Source organism: Paraburkholderia sp. A3BS-1L, assembly GCF_051125215.1.
In the GTDB taxonomy this organism is placed as follows: domain Bacteria; phylum Pseudomonadota; class Gammaproteobacteria; order Burkholderiales; family Burkholderiaceae; genus Paraburkholderia.
The window spans coordinates 125989-143435 of sequence record NZ_CP120445.1 but is presented as its reverse complement, the minus strand read 5'-3'; the positions used below and the strand labels follow the sequence as shown (position 1 = coordinate 143435).

The window sequence follows — 17447 nt, the reverse complement described above, 5'->3', positions numbered from 1 at the left end:
GCCATTGCGTGATCGCCCGCTAGTATGCGGCGTCAAGGACCTCCCCGAAGACACGTGACCTCCTGCCTGATTTGCCCCGATAGCCTATGAGACTGCGGACAGATTAATTTTGGCTATTTTACCCTCCGGGGGTGCGGAATCGGGACTTTGCGCGCTCCGCGAGTTCCCGCAGTTGCCCACAGACCAAGTCGATGACACGGCGGCTTCCAGGAAGAATCCGTACAGACACCCAGCTGACCGGAGGCGTGCGTCAACACTTACAGCTCGCAGTCGACGTCCGCGAGCTCCTTCATAAGCTTGCTGGCCGTCGCCTTCAGTTCTGGGATTACGCGCTTGCGGATCACATTCATATCCGGATCGAGTTCGATTGCGCCGCAATTCAGCGTCATGAGCGTGTTCGAACGACCGACCACGATTGGCAGAGCGATCCCGTATGCGTTGCGCTGATATTCGCCCACTGACATGCACACGCCCGACTCCCTGAGATCCGCAAACGCAACTTCGAGGTTCCGGCGCACGCTCTCAGCGTGATCGCCTGCGGCCTCTAGCAGCGCAGCGACAAGCCATTCGCGCTGCGCCGGCTGTAGCGCATACAGATAAGCACGTCCCACCGAGGTTGACTCCATCGGCAGCAGCGAACCAACGCCCAAGCGCAGCGTTGCAATCCTTGCGCTCGCGCACCACGCGATATAGATCATGTCGAGACGATGTGGGACCGCAAGTGCGACTGACAAATCGAGCTTGTCGGCAAGCTTCTGGATGAACGGATTGACGATGCGCGTGAAAGGGTTCGCCTCCAGATAGGCGTTTCCGATGCTTAGCGCTCCCGCGCTTAGCTCGAACTGCCGGCCGCCGCCCACCCTGCGCAAATAGCCGATAGCGATCAGCGTCGTCGTTAACCGCGACACGGTCGCCTTGGGAAAGCCTGTGCGTCTCACGAGCTCCGCATTTGACAGCGGTGCACGCGCCGCGCGAAAAGCGCGCAGCACTTCTAGTCCGCGCTCGACAGTAAGTGTCACGTCCTTGTGCGTATCCGTCACGTTCATGGCTGAGTCACTCGGCGAACAACGCCCGCTCCTGCAAGCTTTGCGCGACGGCCACAAGCCGGGGGCCGAGTTCGCGCTCGACGCGCGCACGCCCAAGCCGCGCGCTCTGGCCAACGCAGGCCAGCACAAGCGGCGTGTGATCCTGGATAACGAGTGGTGTGGCGAGTATCGTGAGGTCGGGTTCCCACTCGCCCAGCGACATGCAATATCCAGTGTTGTGCACCTGTGAAATTCCTTCGCCAACACGCCGTCTCAAATGCGGCCAGTCCCGCCCACTCTTACGCTCGACGTTGTTGAGCAGGTAAAACCGTTCGAGCTCAGGCAGGGCTGCAAGCATCGCCCAGCCCATCGGTGAAGAGGCGATGCGCAGGCGCGTGCCCGCATGGAGCTTCAGATCAACCGACTGTCTGGAACTCGAACATGTTTCGAGCACGATCACGTCCAGCCGGTCACGTGTGCCTAACATGACGTAGGTATCGTTCGTGTTCGCAAACGACTGCATCTCAAGACGTGCGAGCCGCTGGACGCTTGAATGGGCGATCGCCGCGTAGCCGAGTGAGAGTACGGGGGCGGCAAGCCTATACTTGCGTCGCGTGGGCGAATAATGCAGGTACCCGAGCGTGACGAGTGAGCGCGCCATGCGTGAAATCGTCGGCGCGGGAATGCCTGTTTCGAGCACCAGATCCTGATTGCCAAGCCACGATTCGTTCGGCGAGAAGGCAGCAAGAATCGCGAGACTGCGCGCGAGCGGAACAACCATCGTGCGGTCGCCACGCGCGCGCTCGATGCCGCCGCCGCCCTCCTTTTCTGCCATGTCCCAGTTCGCTTCCGACTGCACGCGTTGGGATGGTGACGCCTCGTTTGTCTGTAACGACATCGATCGCTCCGTCTGTCTCCACTGGCCATGGAATTTGGCCATCTGATGTGGCGGCCAGCGTCAGGGATGGCAACTACTCTGCTCCACCTGTTGGCAGGATTAAGGACTTCCACGCTGGCCGCGGTTCTCTGCATTACAGGAGACATGCGAGAGCACGTCAACAAACCCGACCTACCAGTTCCGTACTTTGAAATAGCGGACTGGCGTCCAAGCGTTGGCAGCACTGGAAAATTCGTGCGTTGCACCCGATCGAGCGCTATCCCACGAATCAATCGTACGATCATAGTACGGAACAAATGATCACCTCGCTTCAGCACCCACGAGGCGGCGACTGGAGACCAGCTCAAATTTCCGTCCAGAGCGATCTGCGGGCAAATTCGGGCATTCTCACTAACCCTATGCGATTCGCCTTGCCCTCTGCCCCGCTTCCATTGCAGTGGAAATCGATGCGAGGGCGGCTTCTCAAGCTGAACAGGCGTTTGTCAAGTGAGTGCCGCTTCGTCGGCGGCAAGCGCCTGTGGAATGCAAACCTTGAGGAAATCGACGAAGGTCCTGATCTTGGCGTCGAGATATTGCCGCGACGCATAGATGGCGTACACCGTGAGCTCTTGGAGTTGGTATTCCGGCAGAACCCGCAGTAGCGAGCCGTTGCGCAGCGCCGGGACCGCGGTCGACATCGGAAGCACACCGATGCCCCTGCCTGCGCGCAGCGCACCAGCGAGCGCCTCAGCAACGTTCACCTCGAACACCGCGGGAGGCAGTTCGAACGTTTCAACTCCCTGCGGCCCGTCCAAACGCCATTTGTCGCGCGGAAACACCGGCGTAAAGAACTGCAAACAGGTATGGTCCGCCAGTTCTGAAACAGTGTGCGGCACACCGCGCTCCCGCAGGTACTCGGGTGATGCACAGAGGACGCTATGCACAGCACCTAACGCGTGCGAAACGAGCCCGGAATCAGGCAGCTCCGTAGCGCTCAGTTGAATCGTGACATCGTAGCCTTCGTCCAGCAGATCCGGCACGTGTTGAGACAACGTCAACTCAACCGACACTGTGGGGTGGTGCGTCTGATATTGCATTACGGCGGGAGCGAGGTAGGCTTGTCCGAAGCCAGTCGTCGCATGGATTCGTAGCCGGCCCGCCGGCAGCGCCTGCGCGTTCGCTGCTTCTGCTTCCGCCTGGTCGATATACGCCAGAATCTGCCCACAACGCTGCAAATAACGCTGCCCAGCATCCGTAAGTGCAAGGCTGCGCGTACTACGGTTAATCAGGCGAGCCTCGAGGTGTGCCTCCAGACTCGACACTGCTCGCGATACGACCGCAGTGGCCACATCGAGGCGCCTCGCGGCAGCAGTGAAGCTGCCTTCCTCTGCGACGCGCACGAAAATCCGCATGCAGGTCAACGTGTCCATTTCAAAGATGTGATTTGTATGCTTAATGCGCCGTTATGCGCGCGTATTGCGGAACTCTAGTTCCCTAGCCACTCGTCCGGAGCGCCTGAACGTTCAAAGTTGAAAATCTTATTTCAGATTTGAATGCGAATGAGCCTATCAAAATGCAGATTCGATGTCCACGTTGAACGTAGGAGACAGCTCTTTACTTGCGCGCAGGTAATTCTGCGATTCAACGCGTGCCGAGTGAACGAACCGTAGTGACAGGGTGCTTCGTTCGCAAAGCGCCCTCGGTTATGTCTATCTTATTTGTGGATTAATCAAAGTACGGAACATAAGCATCGAAAATATTGTGGCATTCCACGTTGGCAGGCCCAATGTGAAAGACCGCCGTTTGATAAACCATGGATAAAGCATGCGATACGAAGACTTTCAATTCATTCTGTTCGATCGCCAACCGGACGGCGTTCTGCTCGTCACGCTCAATCGTCCGGAGGTCATGAATGCCACGAACAACCGCATGCACTGGGAACTAAGCAAGGTCTGGGAAGTGGCGAGCAACGACCCGACAGTGAAGGTCATCGTGGTCACGGGGGCAGGCGACCGTGCCTTCTCAGCAGGCGGCGACCTGTCCGTAGTGGAGGAAATGTCGAACAGCCAGGAGGCGACCTTGCGCGTGATGAAGGAGGCATCCGACATTGTCTACAACATGCTGGCCTGCGAAAAGCCCATCATCTCCGCGATAAACGGGACGGCCGTGGGTGCTGGTCTGGTGGTGGCCCTACTCGCAGATGTAAGCGTGATGGCGGTGGACGCAAAACTCACTGACGGCCATGCGCGCCTTGGCGTCTCCGCAGGTGACCACGCCGCCATCATATGGCCGCTGCTGTGCGGCATGGGCAAGGCCAAATACTATCTGATGACGGCTGATTTCGTCGACGGCAAGGAAGCCGAACGCATCGGCCTCGTCACCTTTTGCGCGCCACGCACTGAAGTGCTCTCCAGATCGCTGGCCATCGCCGCCAACCTGGCGCGCGGTAGCCAGACCGCGATCCGCGCGACCAAGAAGTCGCTCAACAACTGGATGCGTATGGTCGGGCCAATTTTCGACAACTCCCTCGCCATGGAAATGCTGTGTTTCCTCGGCCCGGACGTCAAAGAAGGTCTCGCGGCACTGCGCAGCAAGCGACAGCCGGATTTTCCGTCGGCCCGTCTGCCGCAGTAGCGCGCGACCGGTTAGCTTGCGTCACGGTTTACGGCACCCAAACCAACTAGCGATGGTTAGATATGCGACAACTCACCCTGCTCCTCGACGGTATGACGCATACCGAAGGCGCACGCTGGCACGAGGAGCGTTTCTGGTTCAGTGATCTGTACTCCGAACGGGTCTACTCAATGCGCGAAGATGGCACCGATCTGCGCACGGAGATGGAGGTCCCCCGGTGCCCGTCCGGCATTGGCTGGTTGCCAGACGGACGCCTGCTAGCCGTGTCCGTGCACGACCGCAGATTGTTACGTCGCGAGCACGACGGTTCCGTGGTGACCCACGCAGATCTGTTTCCACACTTGGAGTCCGATCCCAACGACATGGTCGTGGACACTCAGGGTCGCGCGTGGGTGGGCAACTTCGGCTTCGACATCATGAAGCTGGCACCTCGCCGTCCCGCCAGGCTGGTGCGAGTCGATCCCGACGGATCAGTCACGATCGTCAGCGATCCACTGCACTTTCCCAACGGTTCGACTGTTGTGGGGGGCCGCACGCTAGTGGTGGCGGAATCATTCGGCAATCGTCTCTCCGCATTCGACATCCGGTCTGATGGTTCGCTATCGGCTCGACGGGACTGGGCAATCTTCGGCCCTGTGCCGCAGAACGCAGACGTCATTCAGTCCATGGCCGAAATCGTGGTTGCCGCGGATGGCATCTCGCAGGCAGACGCCGAGGGCGCCATCTGGGTTGCCGACTTCGCGAAGGCACGCGCGCTGCGCGTGGCGCCTGGCGGCAACATTCTCGAAGAAGTTCAGACAGAGGACCGCAACTGCTACGCATGCGCCCTGGGCGGGGCAGACGGTCGCACGCTCTTTCTGTGCGTCACACCCGCCGATTTTAATCCGGACGTGCGTCGCGCCAACCCACAGAGCGCGGTGCTGTCGACCCGGGTTGACGTCGCCGTCGCCTGAGTTCCCGTGTCCGTTCACGTGGAGTCCCCATTACCGCTTCCTCCAACGCCGTGCGCTGGAGAGTCCTGGCCGGCCGTGTCCCAAGGGCTACGAGCAATCGGGCTGGGGCCGTGAATTCGGCCAAGCATCTATCAAGGCGACACACTAACCAAGTCGATCATAGTCAGTATGTAAGCACCGCATCCCACAACAAAACACAAAGGAGACGTACTGTGCACATCACTACGCCAGCGTTCGTGCGAGGCACAAAGAAACTGCTGATCGGCGGGAAATGGGTCGAACCCGGCTCTGGCCAGCGCATCGACGCCATCAACCCCGCCACGGGCGAACTGCTGTGCCACATCGCCCAGGGCGACGCGCGGGATGTCGACCGCGCCGTGGCGGCCGCGCGCCGCGCCTTCGAGGGGCCGTGGAGCCGCTTCACGGCGCACGAGCGGCGCAAGTTGCTGCTGCGCGTGCACGACGTCATCCTCGACAACTTCGACGAACTCGCGCTGATCGAAACACTTGATATGGGCGCGCCGCTCGCGCGCACTCGCGGCTACAAGGAATGGCTCTCGCAGCTCCTGCAGTTCTACGCCTCGCAGGTGGGCGCCGGTTCGGTGGCGACCAGCCCGATGTCCATCGTGCCAAACTTCACAGCCCTCAAACACCTGATGCCAGTGGGCGTAGTCGGCGGCATCATTCCCTGGAATGGCCCGCTGATGGGCCTTTGGTGGATCTACGGCCCCGCTTTGGCGACAGGGTGTACAGCCATCCTCAAGCCGGCCGAGGATGCGTCGCTGTCGTCGCTCCGTGTGTCCGAGCTGATGATGGAGGCCGGCGTCCCCGAAGGCGTGATCAACGTCGTCACCGGCTACGGCAAGGAGGTGGGGCAGGCGCTGGCCGAGCACAAGGGGGTGGACCGCGTGGCTTTCACGGGCTCGGTTGCCACGGCGCAAGCCATCGTGCGTGCGTCCGCGGGCAACCTGAAGCGCCTGCAACTGGAGCTTGGCGGCAAGTCGCCCGACATCGTGTTCGCCGATGCCGACCTCGACAAGGCCGTGCCCGGTGCATCGATGGGCGTGTTCGCAAACACGGGTCAGGTATGCGTGGCCGGCACGCGCATTCTGGTGCAGCGCGCCGTCCAGGATGAGTTCGTGCAGCGCATGGCCGCGTTCGCGAAGACCATCAAGATCGGCGACGGCCGTGAGCCCGGCGTCCAGATCGGACCGCTAATCAACCAGCGCCAGCTCGAACGCGTCATGCACTACATCGATATCGGCGGCAAGGAGGCCGATATCGTGCATGGTGGCCAGCGCCTCTGCGGCGATCTGGCGAGGGGCTTCTTCGTCGAGCCCACCGTGTTCGCCAATGTGCGCAACGACATGGCGATTGCCCAGGAGGAAATCTTCGGCCCCGTGGCCTCTGTGATTCCGTTCGACACGGTCGAGGAGGCACTGCAACTGGCCAACGATACGCCCTACGGCCTGGCCGGCGGCGTCTGGACGCGCAACCTCACCACCGCGCACACAGTCTCGCAGGGAATCCGTTCGGGCACGGTCTGGGTCAACTGCTATGGGGTGATCGATCCCGCCGTGGGCTTTGGTGGCACGAAGTTGAGCGGATATGGCTGGAAGGGCGGCAAGGAGCACGTCGAGAGCTTCCTCTACCCCAAGGCGACATATATCAATCTTGACTGACGCGGCGCCCGGCCACCGCCGGTTCTATTTCCCAATTTAATCGAGGGAGACGCATATGAAAGGTGTAGTTTTCAGAGGCGACAAAAAGCTGGAGATTCTGGATTTCGACGATCCCCAACCCGGCCCGGGCGACGCCATCATCGAGATGAAGGCCTCGGGCATGTGCGGCAGCGATCTGCACTTCTACCGTAACAAGCCCGCCGACGTGATCAAGTCGATGGGCTTCAAGGACCTGGCATCGCGTGGCATCTCCGAGGACACGCCCATCATCGGCGGCCACGAACCCTGCGGCCAGATCATCGCCCTCGGGTCAGCCGTCGATCCGCGAGCCTTCAAGGTCGGCGACCGCGTGGCGGTGTTTCACTACGAGGGCTGTCAGCACTGCGACCACTGCCGAACCGGGTGGACGCAGATGTGTAGCCATGGCGCGGACATCCACGGCTTGATCAAGCACGGCGGCCATGCCAATTACATGAAGGTGCCGGTCTCGTCGCTGGTCCACATGCCCGATGAAGTGTCGTTCTCCACCGGAGCGGCCATCTCCTGCGGCACGGGTACGGCGTGGGGCGCGCTCCTGCGCCTCGACATCAGCGCACGCGACACGCTTGCCGTGTTCGGTCTCGGTCCAGTCGGGGTCTCGGCAGTCCAACTGGCTGCGGCAATGGGCGTAGAGGTCATCGGTGTCGACATTGCGGCCGACCGCGTTGCGCGCGCGAAGGAGTTCGGTGCGGCGCATGTGATCGACGGCAGCCGGCAAGACCCCATCGAAGAGATTCTCAAGCTCACCGGTGGCCTGGGGGCCACCTGCGCAATGGATTGCGCAGGTGGCGACATACCGAAGCAACAGGCCGTTCGCTGCACCGCCCCCTGGGGACGCATCGCGCTAGTGGCGGTGGGGGGCAGCCTGAATGTTGACGGCATGAAGGACGTGATCGTCAAACAGCGCAGCATCATCGGCTCATATACCTTTTCGGAAGTGAGCATGAAAGACTGCATCCGCTTCGTGGCCGACCATGGCGTGGACGTGGACAAGCTGTTCACCGACCGCTGGAAACTTGAACAGGCCGAAGAGGCCTATCGGTTGTTCGACGGCCAGGCCGGAGGCAAAGGCGTGTTCTTGTTCTAATTTCCAGCCTGGAACTGACAAGAAGGCTGTCGTGACCACCAGGCAAGGGGTCGAGCCTTCGTCCCGGTCAACGCCCCTCGTCTCGAACTGGCGGATGCTCGCCTTGTTCCGGAACTGGAGTACGAGCACCTCGACGCCCCTGCGCGCTGCTACGAACCGACTGATCTCAGAACCCTCACATGCCTGAGTAGTTGGGCCCGCCCCCACCCTCGGGCGTTACCCAGACGATATTCTGCGACGGGTCCTTGATATCACAGGTCTTGCAGTGCACGCAGTTCTGCGCATTGATCTGCAGCCTCTTGCCGCCTCCTGCCTCGTCGTCGAGGAACTCGTAGACACCCGCCGGGCAGTAACGAGCCTCCGGCCCCGCATACCGGGCCAGATTGACGTTCACCGGCACGCTCGCATCCTTGAGCGTCAGGTGCGCGGGCTGGTTCTCGTCATGGTTCGTATTGCTGACGAATACGCTGGAAAGGCGGTCGAACGTCAGCTTGCCGTCCGGCTTGGGGTAGACGATGGGTTCGCACTCGCTGGCCGGCTTGAGGTAAGCGTAATCGGGCTTGCGGCGGTGCAACGTCCAGGGCATGCGGCCGCGCATCACGAGCTGCTCGAAACCGTTCATCAGTGTGCCCACGGTCAGGCCATACCTGAACCAGTTCTTGAAGTTACGGTCCTTCTTCAGTTCCGTGTACAGCCAGCTCTCTTCGAAGGCCTCGGGGTACGCCGTGAGTTCGTCGTGCTGGCGGCCTGCCGCCACGGCAGCGTAAGCCGCTTCGCCCGCGAGCATGCCGGTCTTGATGGCGGCATGGCTGCCCTTGATACGGCTTACGTTCAGAAATCCCGCATCGCAGCCCACCAGTGCGCCGCCCGGAAAGACGAACTTCGGCAGGGCGCTGATGCCGCTTGCGTTGATGGCGCGCGCGCCATAAGAAAGGCGGCGCGCCGTAATCTCGCCTTTGTCGTTCTCGAAGTAGCGGCGAATGCTGGGATGCGTCTTCCAGCGCTGGAATTCCTCGAAGGGGCTTAGATAAGGATTGGTATAGCTCAGGCCTGTGACGAAGCCGACGGCAATCTTGTTCCCATCCAGGTGATAGAGGAAGGCACCGCCATAGGTTTTGCTATCCATTGGCCAGCCGGCCGTGTGCATAACGAAACCGGGCCTGTGGCGCGCGGGATCGATCTCCCATAACTCCTTGATGCCGATGCCGAAGCTTTGCGGATCGCGCCCCGCGTCAAGCCCGTAGCGAGCTATAAGCTGTTTGCCCAAGTGACCGCGCGCACCTTCGGCAAAGATGGTGTATTTGGCGTGCAGCTCCATGCCCAACTGGAAGTTTCCGGTGGGCTCGCCCTCCTTGTCGACGCCCACATTGCCCGTGGCCACGCCCTTGACCGAGCCATCTTCGTTGTAGAGCAACTCAGCCGCGGCAAAACCAGGAAAGATCTCCACGCCGAGCGATTCGGCCTGTTCAGCCAGCCATTTAGTCAGGGTGCCCAGGCTGATGATGTAGTTACCCTCGTTGTGCGCAAACGGCGGTAGAAACAGGTTTGGCACGCGCCAGGACGATTGCTCGCCGAGGAACACGTAAGCATCTTCGGTGACGGGCTGGTTCAGCGGCGCGCCGTGCTGCTGCCAGTCGGGAAAGAGTTCGCTCAGCGCCCTGGGATCCATGATTGCGCCTGAAAGGATGTGCGCGCCGGGCTCGGAGCCTTTTTCGAGCACCACTACCGAAACGTCCTGGCCATTTTCCGCCGCCAGTTGCTTGATCCGGATGGCCGTGGCCATGCCGCCAGGGCCGCCGCCCACGATCGCCACGTCGTACTCCATGGAATCGCGAGGGCCATACTGGGCTAGAAGGTCTTTGCTATTCATCGTGTTTTCTTGAGTGAGACTCACCCCGGCGCCTCTGGATCCGGCGCCGGTAGCGATTATGTTTGAGTGCCGGCGACTATCGCCTCGGCTGCGCGGATGACGGGCAGGTCGACCATGCGGCCGTCCAGGCTGAATGCTTCGCCGCCATGTTTCGCGGCTTCTTCAAGTACACGACGCGCCCAGGCCTGCTCGGCCCCTGTATGGCCCAGGGCCTCGTTCACACCTGCCACCTGGGCCGGGTGGATACACAGCTTGCCGCCAAAGCCGAAGGCGCGCGCACGCCGGGCATCGGCGGCGAGCCGTTGCGCATTGCCGGTATCGGTGGTCACGCCGTCGATGGGCGCAGGCAGCCTCGCGCGGCGCGAAGCAGCCACGAGCGCATTGCGCGCGAAGGCCAATTCGGGCTCCTCGGCCGTCGCACGCATGCCAAGGTCGAGCTGGAAATCCAGGTGACCGAAGGCGAGACGCACAACCTGCGGCTCGCGCGCCAGCGCGTCGGCCGCGTCGAGGCCCGCCAGCGATTCGATCAACGCGACGATGCGCGCGGACTCGCCGAGCTTTTGCGCCACGGTCCACAGCGCGCCGGCATCTTCGGACTTGGGGCACATCACCGCCACGCCCTGCCCGACCCAGTCGCGCAGCAACGCGATATCGGCTTCGTGCCAGGGCGTGCCCACGGCATTCATGCGAATCGCAGTTCTCGCCAGCTGCACGGGCGTCAATTGTGGCAGATGCTGCGCGAGCTGCTCGCGCGCGCTGTCCTTGCTGCCTTCGGCCACTGCGTCCTCGAGATCGATGACGATGCAATCTGCGCCCGATTCGAGCGCCTTTGCGAAGCGTTCGGGCTTCGTGGCGGGCACGAAGAGCAGGCTGCGAGCATGGCTCACGGGAGCCTTGAGAGTTAAGGGCATGGTTCAGATCACTCCATCGGCATGCAGGTTCTGGATGTCGGCCTCTGAGCGCCCCAGTTCGCGCAGAATGCGATTGGGTTCTGACATGGTTGTCTCGGCTTTCGTGTTAATCGCTCGATGCTATTCAACTTCCGCGCTGGCCTGCATCGCCAGTTGGCCCTCGGAACCGCGCGCCCACAATCGTGCGGTTCCGCCTTCGAGCTTGCCGTTGACCGAAAACGGCGCGATGTCGAACAAGGGGCTGACAGCCTTGAATTCGAAACTTCGGACAGTCTTTTCCGGATGCGCGGCCCGCAACGTTTCCATCAGCAACGTGGCGAGCAGCGGGCCGTGCACCACAAGGCCCGGGTAGCCCTCTTCCTGCATGGCATAGGGCCGGTCGTAGTGGATACGGTGGCCATTGAAGGTCAGCGCCGAATAGCGCATCAGCAGCACGGGGTCGGGCGTCACGGTGCGGCCGAATTGCTCGTCCGTGGGTGCCGTGACAGGCTGAGGCGAAGCAGCGCCGGGCGCCGGCGCGTCACGGTAGACGATGTCCTGCTCCTCGCGAATGGCAATGCCGCTCACGCTGCTGATTTCATGCAGCACGGTCACGAACACCAGTTCGCCGCTGCGCCCTGACTTGCTCTGAACGCGCTTGATCGTGGATACGCGCTGTATCGGCTCACCCACGCTCAGCGGGCGCAAAAACTGCAGCCGTCCTCCGGCCCACATGCGCCGTGGCAGCGCGATCGGCGGCAGAAAGCTGCCGCGCTTCGGATGGCCGTCCGGGCCGATGCCGGACTGGCGCTCGCCTGGCAGAAAGTACAGCCAATGCCATAGCGGCGGCAGTCCGGACGGCAACACCCCCGCCTCGACGGCGTCCAGCGTGGCCTGCATGAGGCGCACGGGCGCCTCGGTGACGCAATCCGCGCTTTCCGAGTTGCGGCCCACCCAGGCCTCGAAGGAATCGGGGCTTTCAAGACTCGTTTGCATCGCGCTCCACCAGAAGAATCAGAATGACGTCCGCTTCGGGCGTTACAGCGCCTTGACGAGTTCGGGCACGGCCGTGAACAGGTCAGCTTCGAGGCCATAGTCGGCGATGCTAAAGATAGGTGCCTCGGCATCCTTGTTGATCGCCACGATCACCTTCGAATCCTTCATGCCCGCCAGATGCTGGATCGCGCCCGAGATGCCGCAGGCAATGTACAGCTGCGGAGCGACGATCTTGCCGGTCTGCCCCACCTGCAAGTCGTTCGGTGCGTAGCCCGCGTCCACGGCCGCGCGCGATGCTCCAATCGCTGCACCGAGCTTGTCCGCCAGCGGCGTGATGACTTCCTGGAACTTGTCTTCACTGCCAAGCGCGCGGCCGCCAGAGACGATGATTTTGGCCGCCGTCAGTTCAGGGCGGTCGCTCTTCGTCACTTCACGGCTCACGAAGCGGGTCTTGCCGGAATCGGTCACTGCCGCCACGGTTTCGATCGAAGCGCTGCCGCCGGTTTCCGGCGCCGCGTCGAAGCCCGTCGTGCGCACGGTGATGACTTTGACGCCCTCATCGGACTGCACGGTGGCGATCGCGTTGCCCGCGTAGATGGGGCGCTCGAAAGTGTCGCTGCTCACCACCCGGGTAACGTCGCTGATCTGGGCGACATCCAGTTTCGCCGCCACACGCGGCGCAACGTTCTTGCCGCCGGCGGTGGCTGGAAACAGGATATGGCTGTAATTGCCCGCGATGGCCAGTACTTGCGCGGCGACGTTTTCGGCCAGACCATCTTTGAGCGATGCGCCATCGGCATGGACGACCTTCGCCACGCCGGCGATCTGCGCGGCCGCCTGGGCAGCGGCTGCGGCGCCCTCCCCGGCCACCAGCACATGGACGTCGCCGCCACAGGCTGCGGCTGCGGTAATCGTGTTCAACGTAGCGCTCTTGACGGAAGCGTTGTCGTGTTCTGCAATAACGAGTGCGGTCATTTCCATCGGTTCCTTAAATTACTTTGGCTTCGTTCCTGAGTTTGTCGATCAAAGTGGCCACATCGGCCACCTTGATGCCTGCCTTGCGCCCTGCGGGCTCGGTCACCTTGAGCGTCTTCAGGCGCGGCGCCACGTCGACGCCAAGGTCCGCGGGCTTCACGGTGTCCAGCGGCTTCTTCTTCGCCTTCATGATGTTGGGCAGCGTTACATAGCGCGGCTCGTTCAGTCGCAGGTCCGTGGTCACGACGGCGGGCGTGGAAAGCGACAAGGTTTCGAGGCCGCCATCCACTTCGCGGGTCACGTTGACGCGGTCGCCGTCCACTTCGACCTTCGAGGCAAAGGTCGCCTGCGGCAAGTCGGCCAGCGCCGCAAGCATCTGGCCAGTCTGGTTGGCGTCGTCGTCAATGGCCTGCTTACCGAGGATGACGAGACCGGGCTGCTCCTTGTCCACGAGAGCCTTCAGAATTTTGGCGACTGCAAGCGGTTGCAGTTCGGCGTCGGTTTCGACCAGAATGCCACGGTCCGCACCGATGGCCAAGGCCGTGCGCAGGGTCTCCTGGCACTGCGCCACACCGGCCGAAATAGCGATGATTTCGGTGGCCACGCCCTTTTCCTTCAGGCGCACGGCTTCCTCGACGGCGATTTCGTCGAAGGGGTTCATGCTCATCTTGACGTTGCCGATGTCCACGCCGGAGCCATCGCCCTTGACGCGGACCTTGACGTTGTAGTCCACCACGCGCTTGACGGGTACGATAATCTTCATTTCTAAGGATTCCTTTCGAATATTAATAGGAACGCGGGAGCTGCAGCACGTGTTCGGCCACATGTCCCAGGATCATGTTGGTGGAGATGGGTGCGACCTGATACAGACGCGTTTCACGGAACTTGCGCTCCACGTCGTATTCGCAGGCGAAGCCAAAGCCGCCATGTGTTTGCAGGCAGGCATTGGCGGCCTCCCAGCTCGCCTTGGCGGCAAGATACTTGGCCATGTTGGCCTCCACACCTGCGCTCTGACGCGCGTCGATCTTCTCGCAGGCGCGCCAGCGCATCAGGTTGGCCGCTTCGAGTTCGATGAAGCTTTCGGCCAGCGGGAACTGGATGCCCTGGTTTTGCCCGATGGGGCGGCCGAACACTTTGCGCTCGCTCGCATAGTCGCGCGCCTTTTCGAGGAACCAGTAGCCGTCGCCGATGCACTCGGCGGCGATCAGTGTGCGCTCCGCATTCAGGCCGTCGAAGATCACTTTCAGGCCCTTACCCTCAGCGCCCAGCAGCGCATCTTCGGGCAACTCCAGGTTGTCGAAGAACAACTCGTTGGTCTCGTGGTTCACCATGTTGAGAATGGGCTGCACTGTGAGGCCGTTGCCGATGGCCTTGTCCAACTCGACGATGAAACACGAAAGGCCATCGCTCTTCTTCTGCACCTGGTCGATCGGCGTGGTGCGCGCGAGCAGGATCAGCAGGTCGCTGTGCTGCACGCGCGAGATCCACACCTTCTGGCCGTTGATGACCCAGCGGCCGTCCTTCTTCACCGCCGTGGTCTTTAGCTTGGTGGTGTCGCTGCCCGTGGTGGGCTCGGTCACGCCCATGGATTGCACGCGCAGTTCACCTGCGGCGATGCGAGGCAGATAGTGCTGCTTCTGTTGCTCAGTACCACTGAATACGATGGTGTTCATCACATACATCTGCCCATGGCAGGCGCCTGAGTTACCGCCCGATCGATTGATCTCCTCCATGATGACGGAGGCCTCCGCCATGGACAGCCCCGGACCGCCGTAGTCCTGTGGAATCAGCGCGGCAAGCCAGCCGGCTTTGGTGAGCGCGCTGACGAACTCCTCGGGGTAGCCGCGCTTCTCGTCGATCCGGCGGTGATAGTCGGCCGGAAACTGGCTGCATAGCGCGCGCACCGCGTCGCGGATCTCCTGGTACTGGTCGGGGGCAGAAAAAATGGAAGCGCTCATGAAAGAAGTCTCGTTAGTTGCTTGCGTTGATCCATAGTAATATTTGATTAGTTAAGCGAAAAATAGAATTATTTGATTGAAGCATCAGTTTTCGGTATCGAGGTATCTGCGATGGATCTCAAACAACTCCGCGCCTTTGTCACCGTTGCCGAGACCGGCAACGTCACGCGTGCATCCAGCCTGCTGAACCTCGTGCAGCCCGCCGTGTCGCGGCAGTTGCGCCTGCTCGAAGAGGACATGGGCACTGAACTGTTCGACCGCAGCCGCCACGGCATGCAGCTCACACCCTCGGGCAAGACCATGCTTGAATACGCACACCGCATCCTCAACGAGGTGGCGCGCGCCAAGGCCGAAATTCAGCCCTCCGAAGGGCCGGTCTCGGGCATCGTGAGCATCGGCCTGCTGGCGAGCACGTCGGACCTGCTGGCAACGTTGCTGGCCGCCGAGGTGGCCCGGCGCTACCCGAACATCCGTCTGTGCCTGACCATCGGATACGCGGGACATCTGCAAAACTGGCTCGAAGCCGGAGACGTGGACGCCGCCCTGCTCTATGGCCAGAAGGAAACGCCGACGCTGCATGTCAAGGCACTGATCGAGGAAAGCCTGTGGGCCGTGGCCGCGTCTTCCGTTGGCTTGTCGCACAAACGAGCGCTGTCGCTCGCGCGCGTCGCACGCGAACCGTTCGTCTTACCCGCCGCGCCGCAGGGTCTGCGCGCCATGATCGAACACGCCGCGGCCGAGGCCGGCGTGACGTTGCGCGTCTTTGCCGAAACCAACGCGCTGAGCGTGCAGAAAGAACTGGTCGCACAAGGCCATGGCTGGACGATTCTCCCGGCCGTCGGCGTCACACAGGAGGTCGAACAGGGCCTTCTTAGCGCGGCACCGCTGGCGTCTCCCGGGCTGCAACGCACAATCGTGCTGGCCGCACCGAGCAGCCGCCAAGCCACGGCGCCTGTGCGCTGTGTGGTCGGTGTACTGATGGAATGCGTCAAGAACACGTTCGAACAGGGTCGCTGGCCCGATGCGCGCTGGCTCGGTTAAATCAGATTCCGCAGCCGCAGATCGGCCACGGCCTGTGCATCGAGACCAATGCCCGCCAGAATTTCATCGGTGTGCTCGCCCGTGAGCGGCGGCCGCGTATGGATCTCTGGCGGCGTGCGCGACAGCGACACTGGCGTAGCGAAGATCGGCACCTTCTTCGGCGCGCCAGGGTAGTCCATCCAGTGAATCAGATTCGCGGCCTTGATGGTCTCGTCTTGCAGCACCTGGCGCGGCGAGTTCACAGGACCGGCCGGAATGCGAGCCTGCTCCAGTTGCGCCACCGCCTCGGCCTGTGAAAGGTTCTTGCACCACGCCGACATTACGCCGCTCAAAAACTCGCCGTTCTCGCCGCGCAACTTGTCATCGGCAAAGCGCGGATCGTCGAACAATTCGGTGCGGCCCATAAGTTGCGTCCAGCGCTTGAACATGGGGCGCCCAATGACCTGGGTGATGAACCAGCCGTCTCTGGCCTTGAAAATATCGGAGGGGGCATAGCTGGACGCGCGGTTGAGTATGGCCGCGCGATCGAGGCCCAACAGCGCCTCCTCAATCAGCGCACCGCTGGCCATATTCAGTCCCGTGCACAGCAGCGATGCGCTGACTTCCTGCCCCTTGCCGCTGCGCTGGCGCTCATAGAGCGCCAGCATGGTGCCGAAGGCACAGGAAAAGGCCGTGGCGAAGTCCACCACCGGCACCATGCTCTTTTGCGGCTGATCCGGCGTGCCCGCGATGTGCACGGCGCCGCTCAGCGCCTGGCCGACCCCGTCGAATCCCACGCGGTCGCGCACAGCCTCACTGCTGCCGAAAGCGTTCGAGGCCACGAGAATGATGTCGGGCTTGATGCTGCACAGGCTCTCGTAGTCGAGCCCCAGGCTCTTGAGTGTGCGCGGCGGCATGTTGGCAATCACCACGTCGGCGTCGACAACGAGCTTGCGCACGATATCGCGACCTTCCGGGCTGTCCAGGTCCAGCGTCATCGAACGCTTGTTGCGGTTGACCTGCAGAAACAGCGCGCCCTCCCCGTGTTCCGTGACGGGTACGATGAAACGGTCCTCTCCGCCGCCCACGCGGTCTATGCGGATCACCTCGGCGCCATAGTCCGCCAGCAGCGCCGAGCAGAACGGCCCGGCGATGAAGCGTCCGAAATCGAGGACCCTGATACCTTGAAGCACTTTCATTTTTGTCTCGCATGAAAATCGGCCCTGACGCCGGGGCATTGACCGATCACGTTGAATTCCGATTGCAGCTCATGAGCCATCGCCAGCGCTCCTCTGCCCGAAAAGCCGAAATCAGTTCCAGCGCGCAGCACCAGTAGCCTGCCAACATTCGAGCCCGGCCAGGGGCGCGCGGAACCGATTAGCCACGCCGCATGCCTGTCTGGTGGCGCGGGATGCCCCTGCGAGCTAGCAGGTGGCGATCA

The 17447-nt window shown here is 62.0% G+C and carries 15 protein-coding genes; 5 read left to right on the top strand and 10 right to left on the bottom strand.

The genetic code is table 11. The features are described 5' to 3' along the window. Window positions 1–257 precede the first annotated feature (257 nt). The 3 genes from P5W99_RS31470 to P5W99_RS31460 form a co-directional block, all read right to left on the bottom strand. The gene (locus P5W99_RS31470; RefSeq protein WP_434666201.1) at window positions 258–1046 is read right to left on the bottom strand and encodes an IclR family transcriptional regulator; all 789 of its coding nucleotides are present in this window, start codon (window positions 1044–1046) and stop codon (window positions 258–260) included. 7 nt (window positions 1047–1053) lie between these two features. After that, window positions 1054–1923, bottom strand: a complete 870-nt coding sequence (locus P5W99_RS31465; RefSeq protein WP_434666199.1) for an IclR family transcriptional regulator — start codon at window positions 1921–1923, stop codon at window positions 1054–1056. A 482-nt stretch (window positions 1924–2405) separates the two neighbouring features. Further along, a complete protein-coding gene (locus tag P5W99_RS31460) occupies window positions 2406–3332 on the bottom strand; it encodes a LysR family transcriptional regulator (RefSeq protein WP_434666196.1) in 927 nt (308 codons plus the stop codon). A gap of 394 nt (window positions 3333–3726) precedes the next feature. On the opposite strand from P5W99_RS31460, the gene P5W99_RS31455 reads away from it, so the two are divergent. The 4 genes from P5W99_RS31455 (at window position 3727) to P5W99_RS31440 (ending at window position 8297) form a co-directional block, all read left to right on the top strand. Beyond that, a complete protein-coding gene (locus tag P5W99_RS31455; protein WP_434666193.1) occupies window positions 3727–4536 on the top strand; it encodes an enoyl-CoA hydratase/isomerase family protein in 810 nt (269 codons plus the stop codon). Window positions 4537–4598: 62 nt separating this feature from the next. Next, window positions 4599–5489: an SMP-30/gluconolactonase/LRE family protein gene (locus P5W99_RS31450; RefSeq protein ID WP_434666190.1), complete on the top strand. Its 891-nt coding sequence runs from the start codon at window positions 4599–4601 to the stop codon at window positions 5487–5489. 212 nt (window positions 5490–5701) lie between these two features. Beyond that, window positions 5702–7171 (top strand): aldehyde dehydrogenase family protein, encoded by a 1470-nt coding sequence (locus P5W99_RS31445; RefSeq protein ID WP_434666187.1) that lies wholly within the window; start codon window positions 5702–5704, stop codon window positions 7169–7171. Between the two features lie 55 nt (window positions 7172–7226). Further along, window positions 7227–8297, top strand: a complete 1071-nt coding sequence (locus tag P5W99_RS31440; RefSeq protein WP_434666184.1) for a zinc-dependent alcohol dehydrogenase family protein — start codon at window positions 7227–7229, stop codon at window positions 8295–8297. Between the two features lie 175 nt (window positions 8298–8472). On the opposite strand, the gene P5W99_RS31435 is transcribed toward P5W99_RS31440, so the two are convergent. From P5W99_RS31435 to P5W99_RS31410, 6 genes are all read right to left on the bottom strand, one after another. After that, window positions 8473–10167, bottom strand: a complete 1695-nt coding sequence (locus P5W99_RS31435) for an electron transfer flavoprotein-ubiquinone oxidoreductase (protein ID WP_434666181.1) — start codon at window positions 10165–10167, stop codon at window positions 8473–8475. A gap of 56 nt (window positions 10168–10223) precedes the next feature. Further along, window positions 10224–11078, bottom strand: a complete 855-nt coding sequence (locus P5W99_RS31430; RefSeq protein ID WP_434666178.1) for an HpcH/HpaI aldolase/citrate lyase family protein — start codon at window positions 11076–11078, stop codon at window positions 10224–10226. 120 nt (window positions 11079–11198) lie between these two features. Continuing rightward, the gene (locus tag P5W99_RS31425) at window positions 11199–12053 is read right to left on the bottom strand and encodes an FAS1-like dehydratase domain-containing protein (RefSeq protein WP_434666176.1); all 855 of its coding nucleotides are present in this window, start codon (window positions 12051–12053) and stop codon (window positions 11199–11201) included. Between the two features lie 42 nt (window positions 12054–12095). Next, window positions 12096–13028 carry an electron transfer flavoprotein subunit alpha/FixB family protein gene (locus tag P5W99_RS31420; RefSeq protein WP_434666173.1) on the bottom strand — a complete coding sequence of 311 codons (933 nt, stop codon included), beginning with the start codon at window positions 13026–13028 and terminating at the stop codon, window positions 12096–12098. Between the two features lie 13 nt (window positions 13029–13041). After that, window positions 13042–13791 carry an electron transfer flavoprotein subunit beta/FixA family protein gene (locus tag P5W99_RS31415; protein WP_434666170.1) on the bottom strand — a complete coding sequence of 250 codons (750 nt, stop codon included), beginning with the start codon at window positions 13789–13791 and terminating at the stop codon, window positions 13042–13044. 22 nt (window positions 13792–13813) lie between these two features. Continuing rightward, window positions 13814–14986 (bottom strand): acyl-CoA dehydrogenase family protein, encoded by a 1173-nt coding sequence (locus P5W99_RS31410; RefSeq protein WP_434666168.1) that lies wholly within the window; start codon window positions 14984–14986, stop codon window positions 13814–13816. Window positions 14987–15097: 111 nt separating this feature from the next. Between P5W99_RS31410 and P5W99_RS31405 the strand changes: the two genes are divergently transcribed. Next, entirely contained in the window at window positions 15098–16027 is a 930-nt protein-coding gene (locus tag P5W99_RS31405; RefSeq protein ID WP_434666165.1) for a LysR substrate-binding domain-containing protein, read from the top strand. On the opposite strand, the gene P5W99_RS31400 is transcribed toward P5W99_RS31405, so the two are convergent. Then, window positions 16024–17205: a CaiB/BaiF CoA transferase family protein gene (locus tag P5W99_RS31400; RefSeq protein ID WP_434666162.1), complete on the bottom strand. Its 1182-nt coding sequence runs from the start codon at window positions 17203–17205 to the stop codon at window positions 16024–16026. The two genes, P5W99_RS31405 and P5W99_RS31400, sit on opposite strands and share 4 nt — an antisense overlap. Window positions 17206–17447 lie beyond the last annotated feature (242 nt).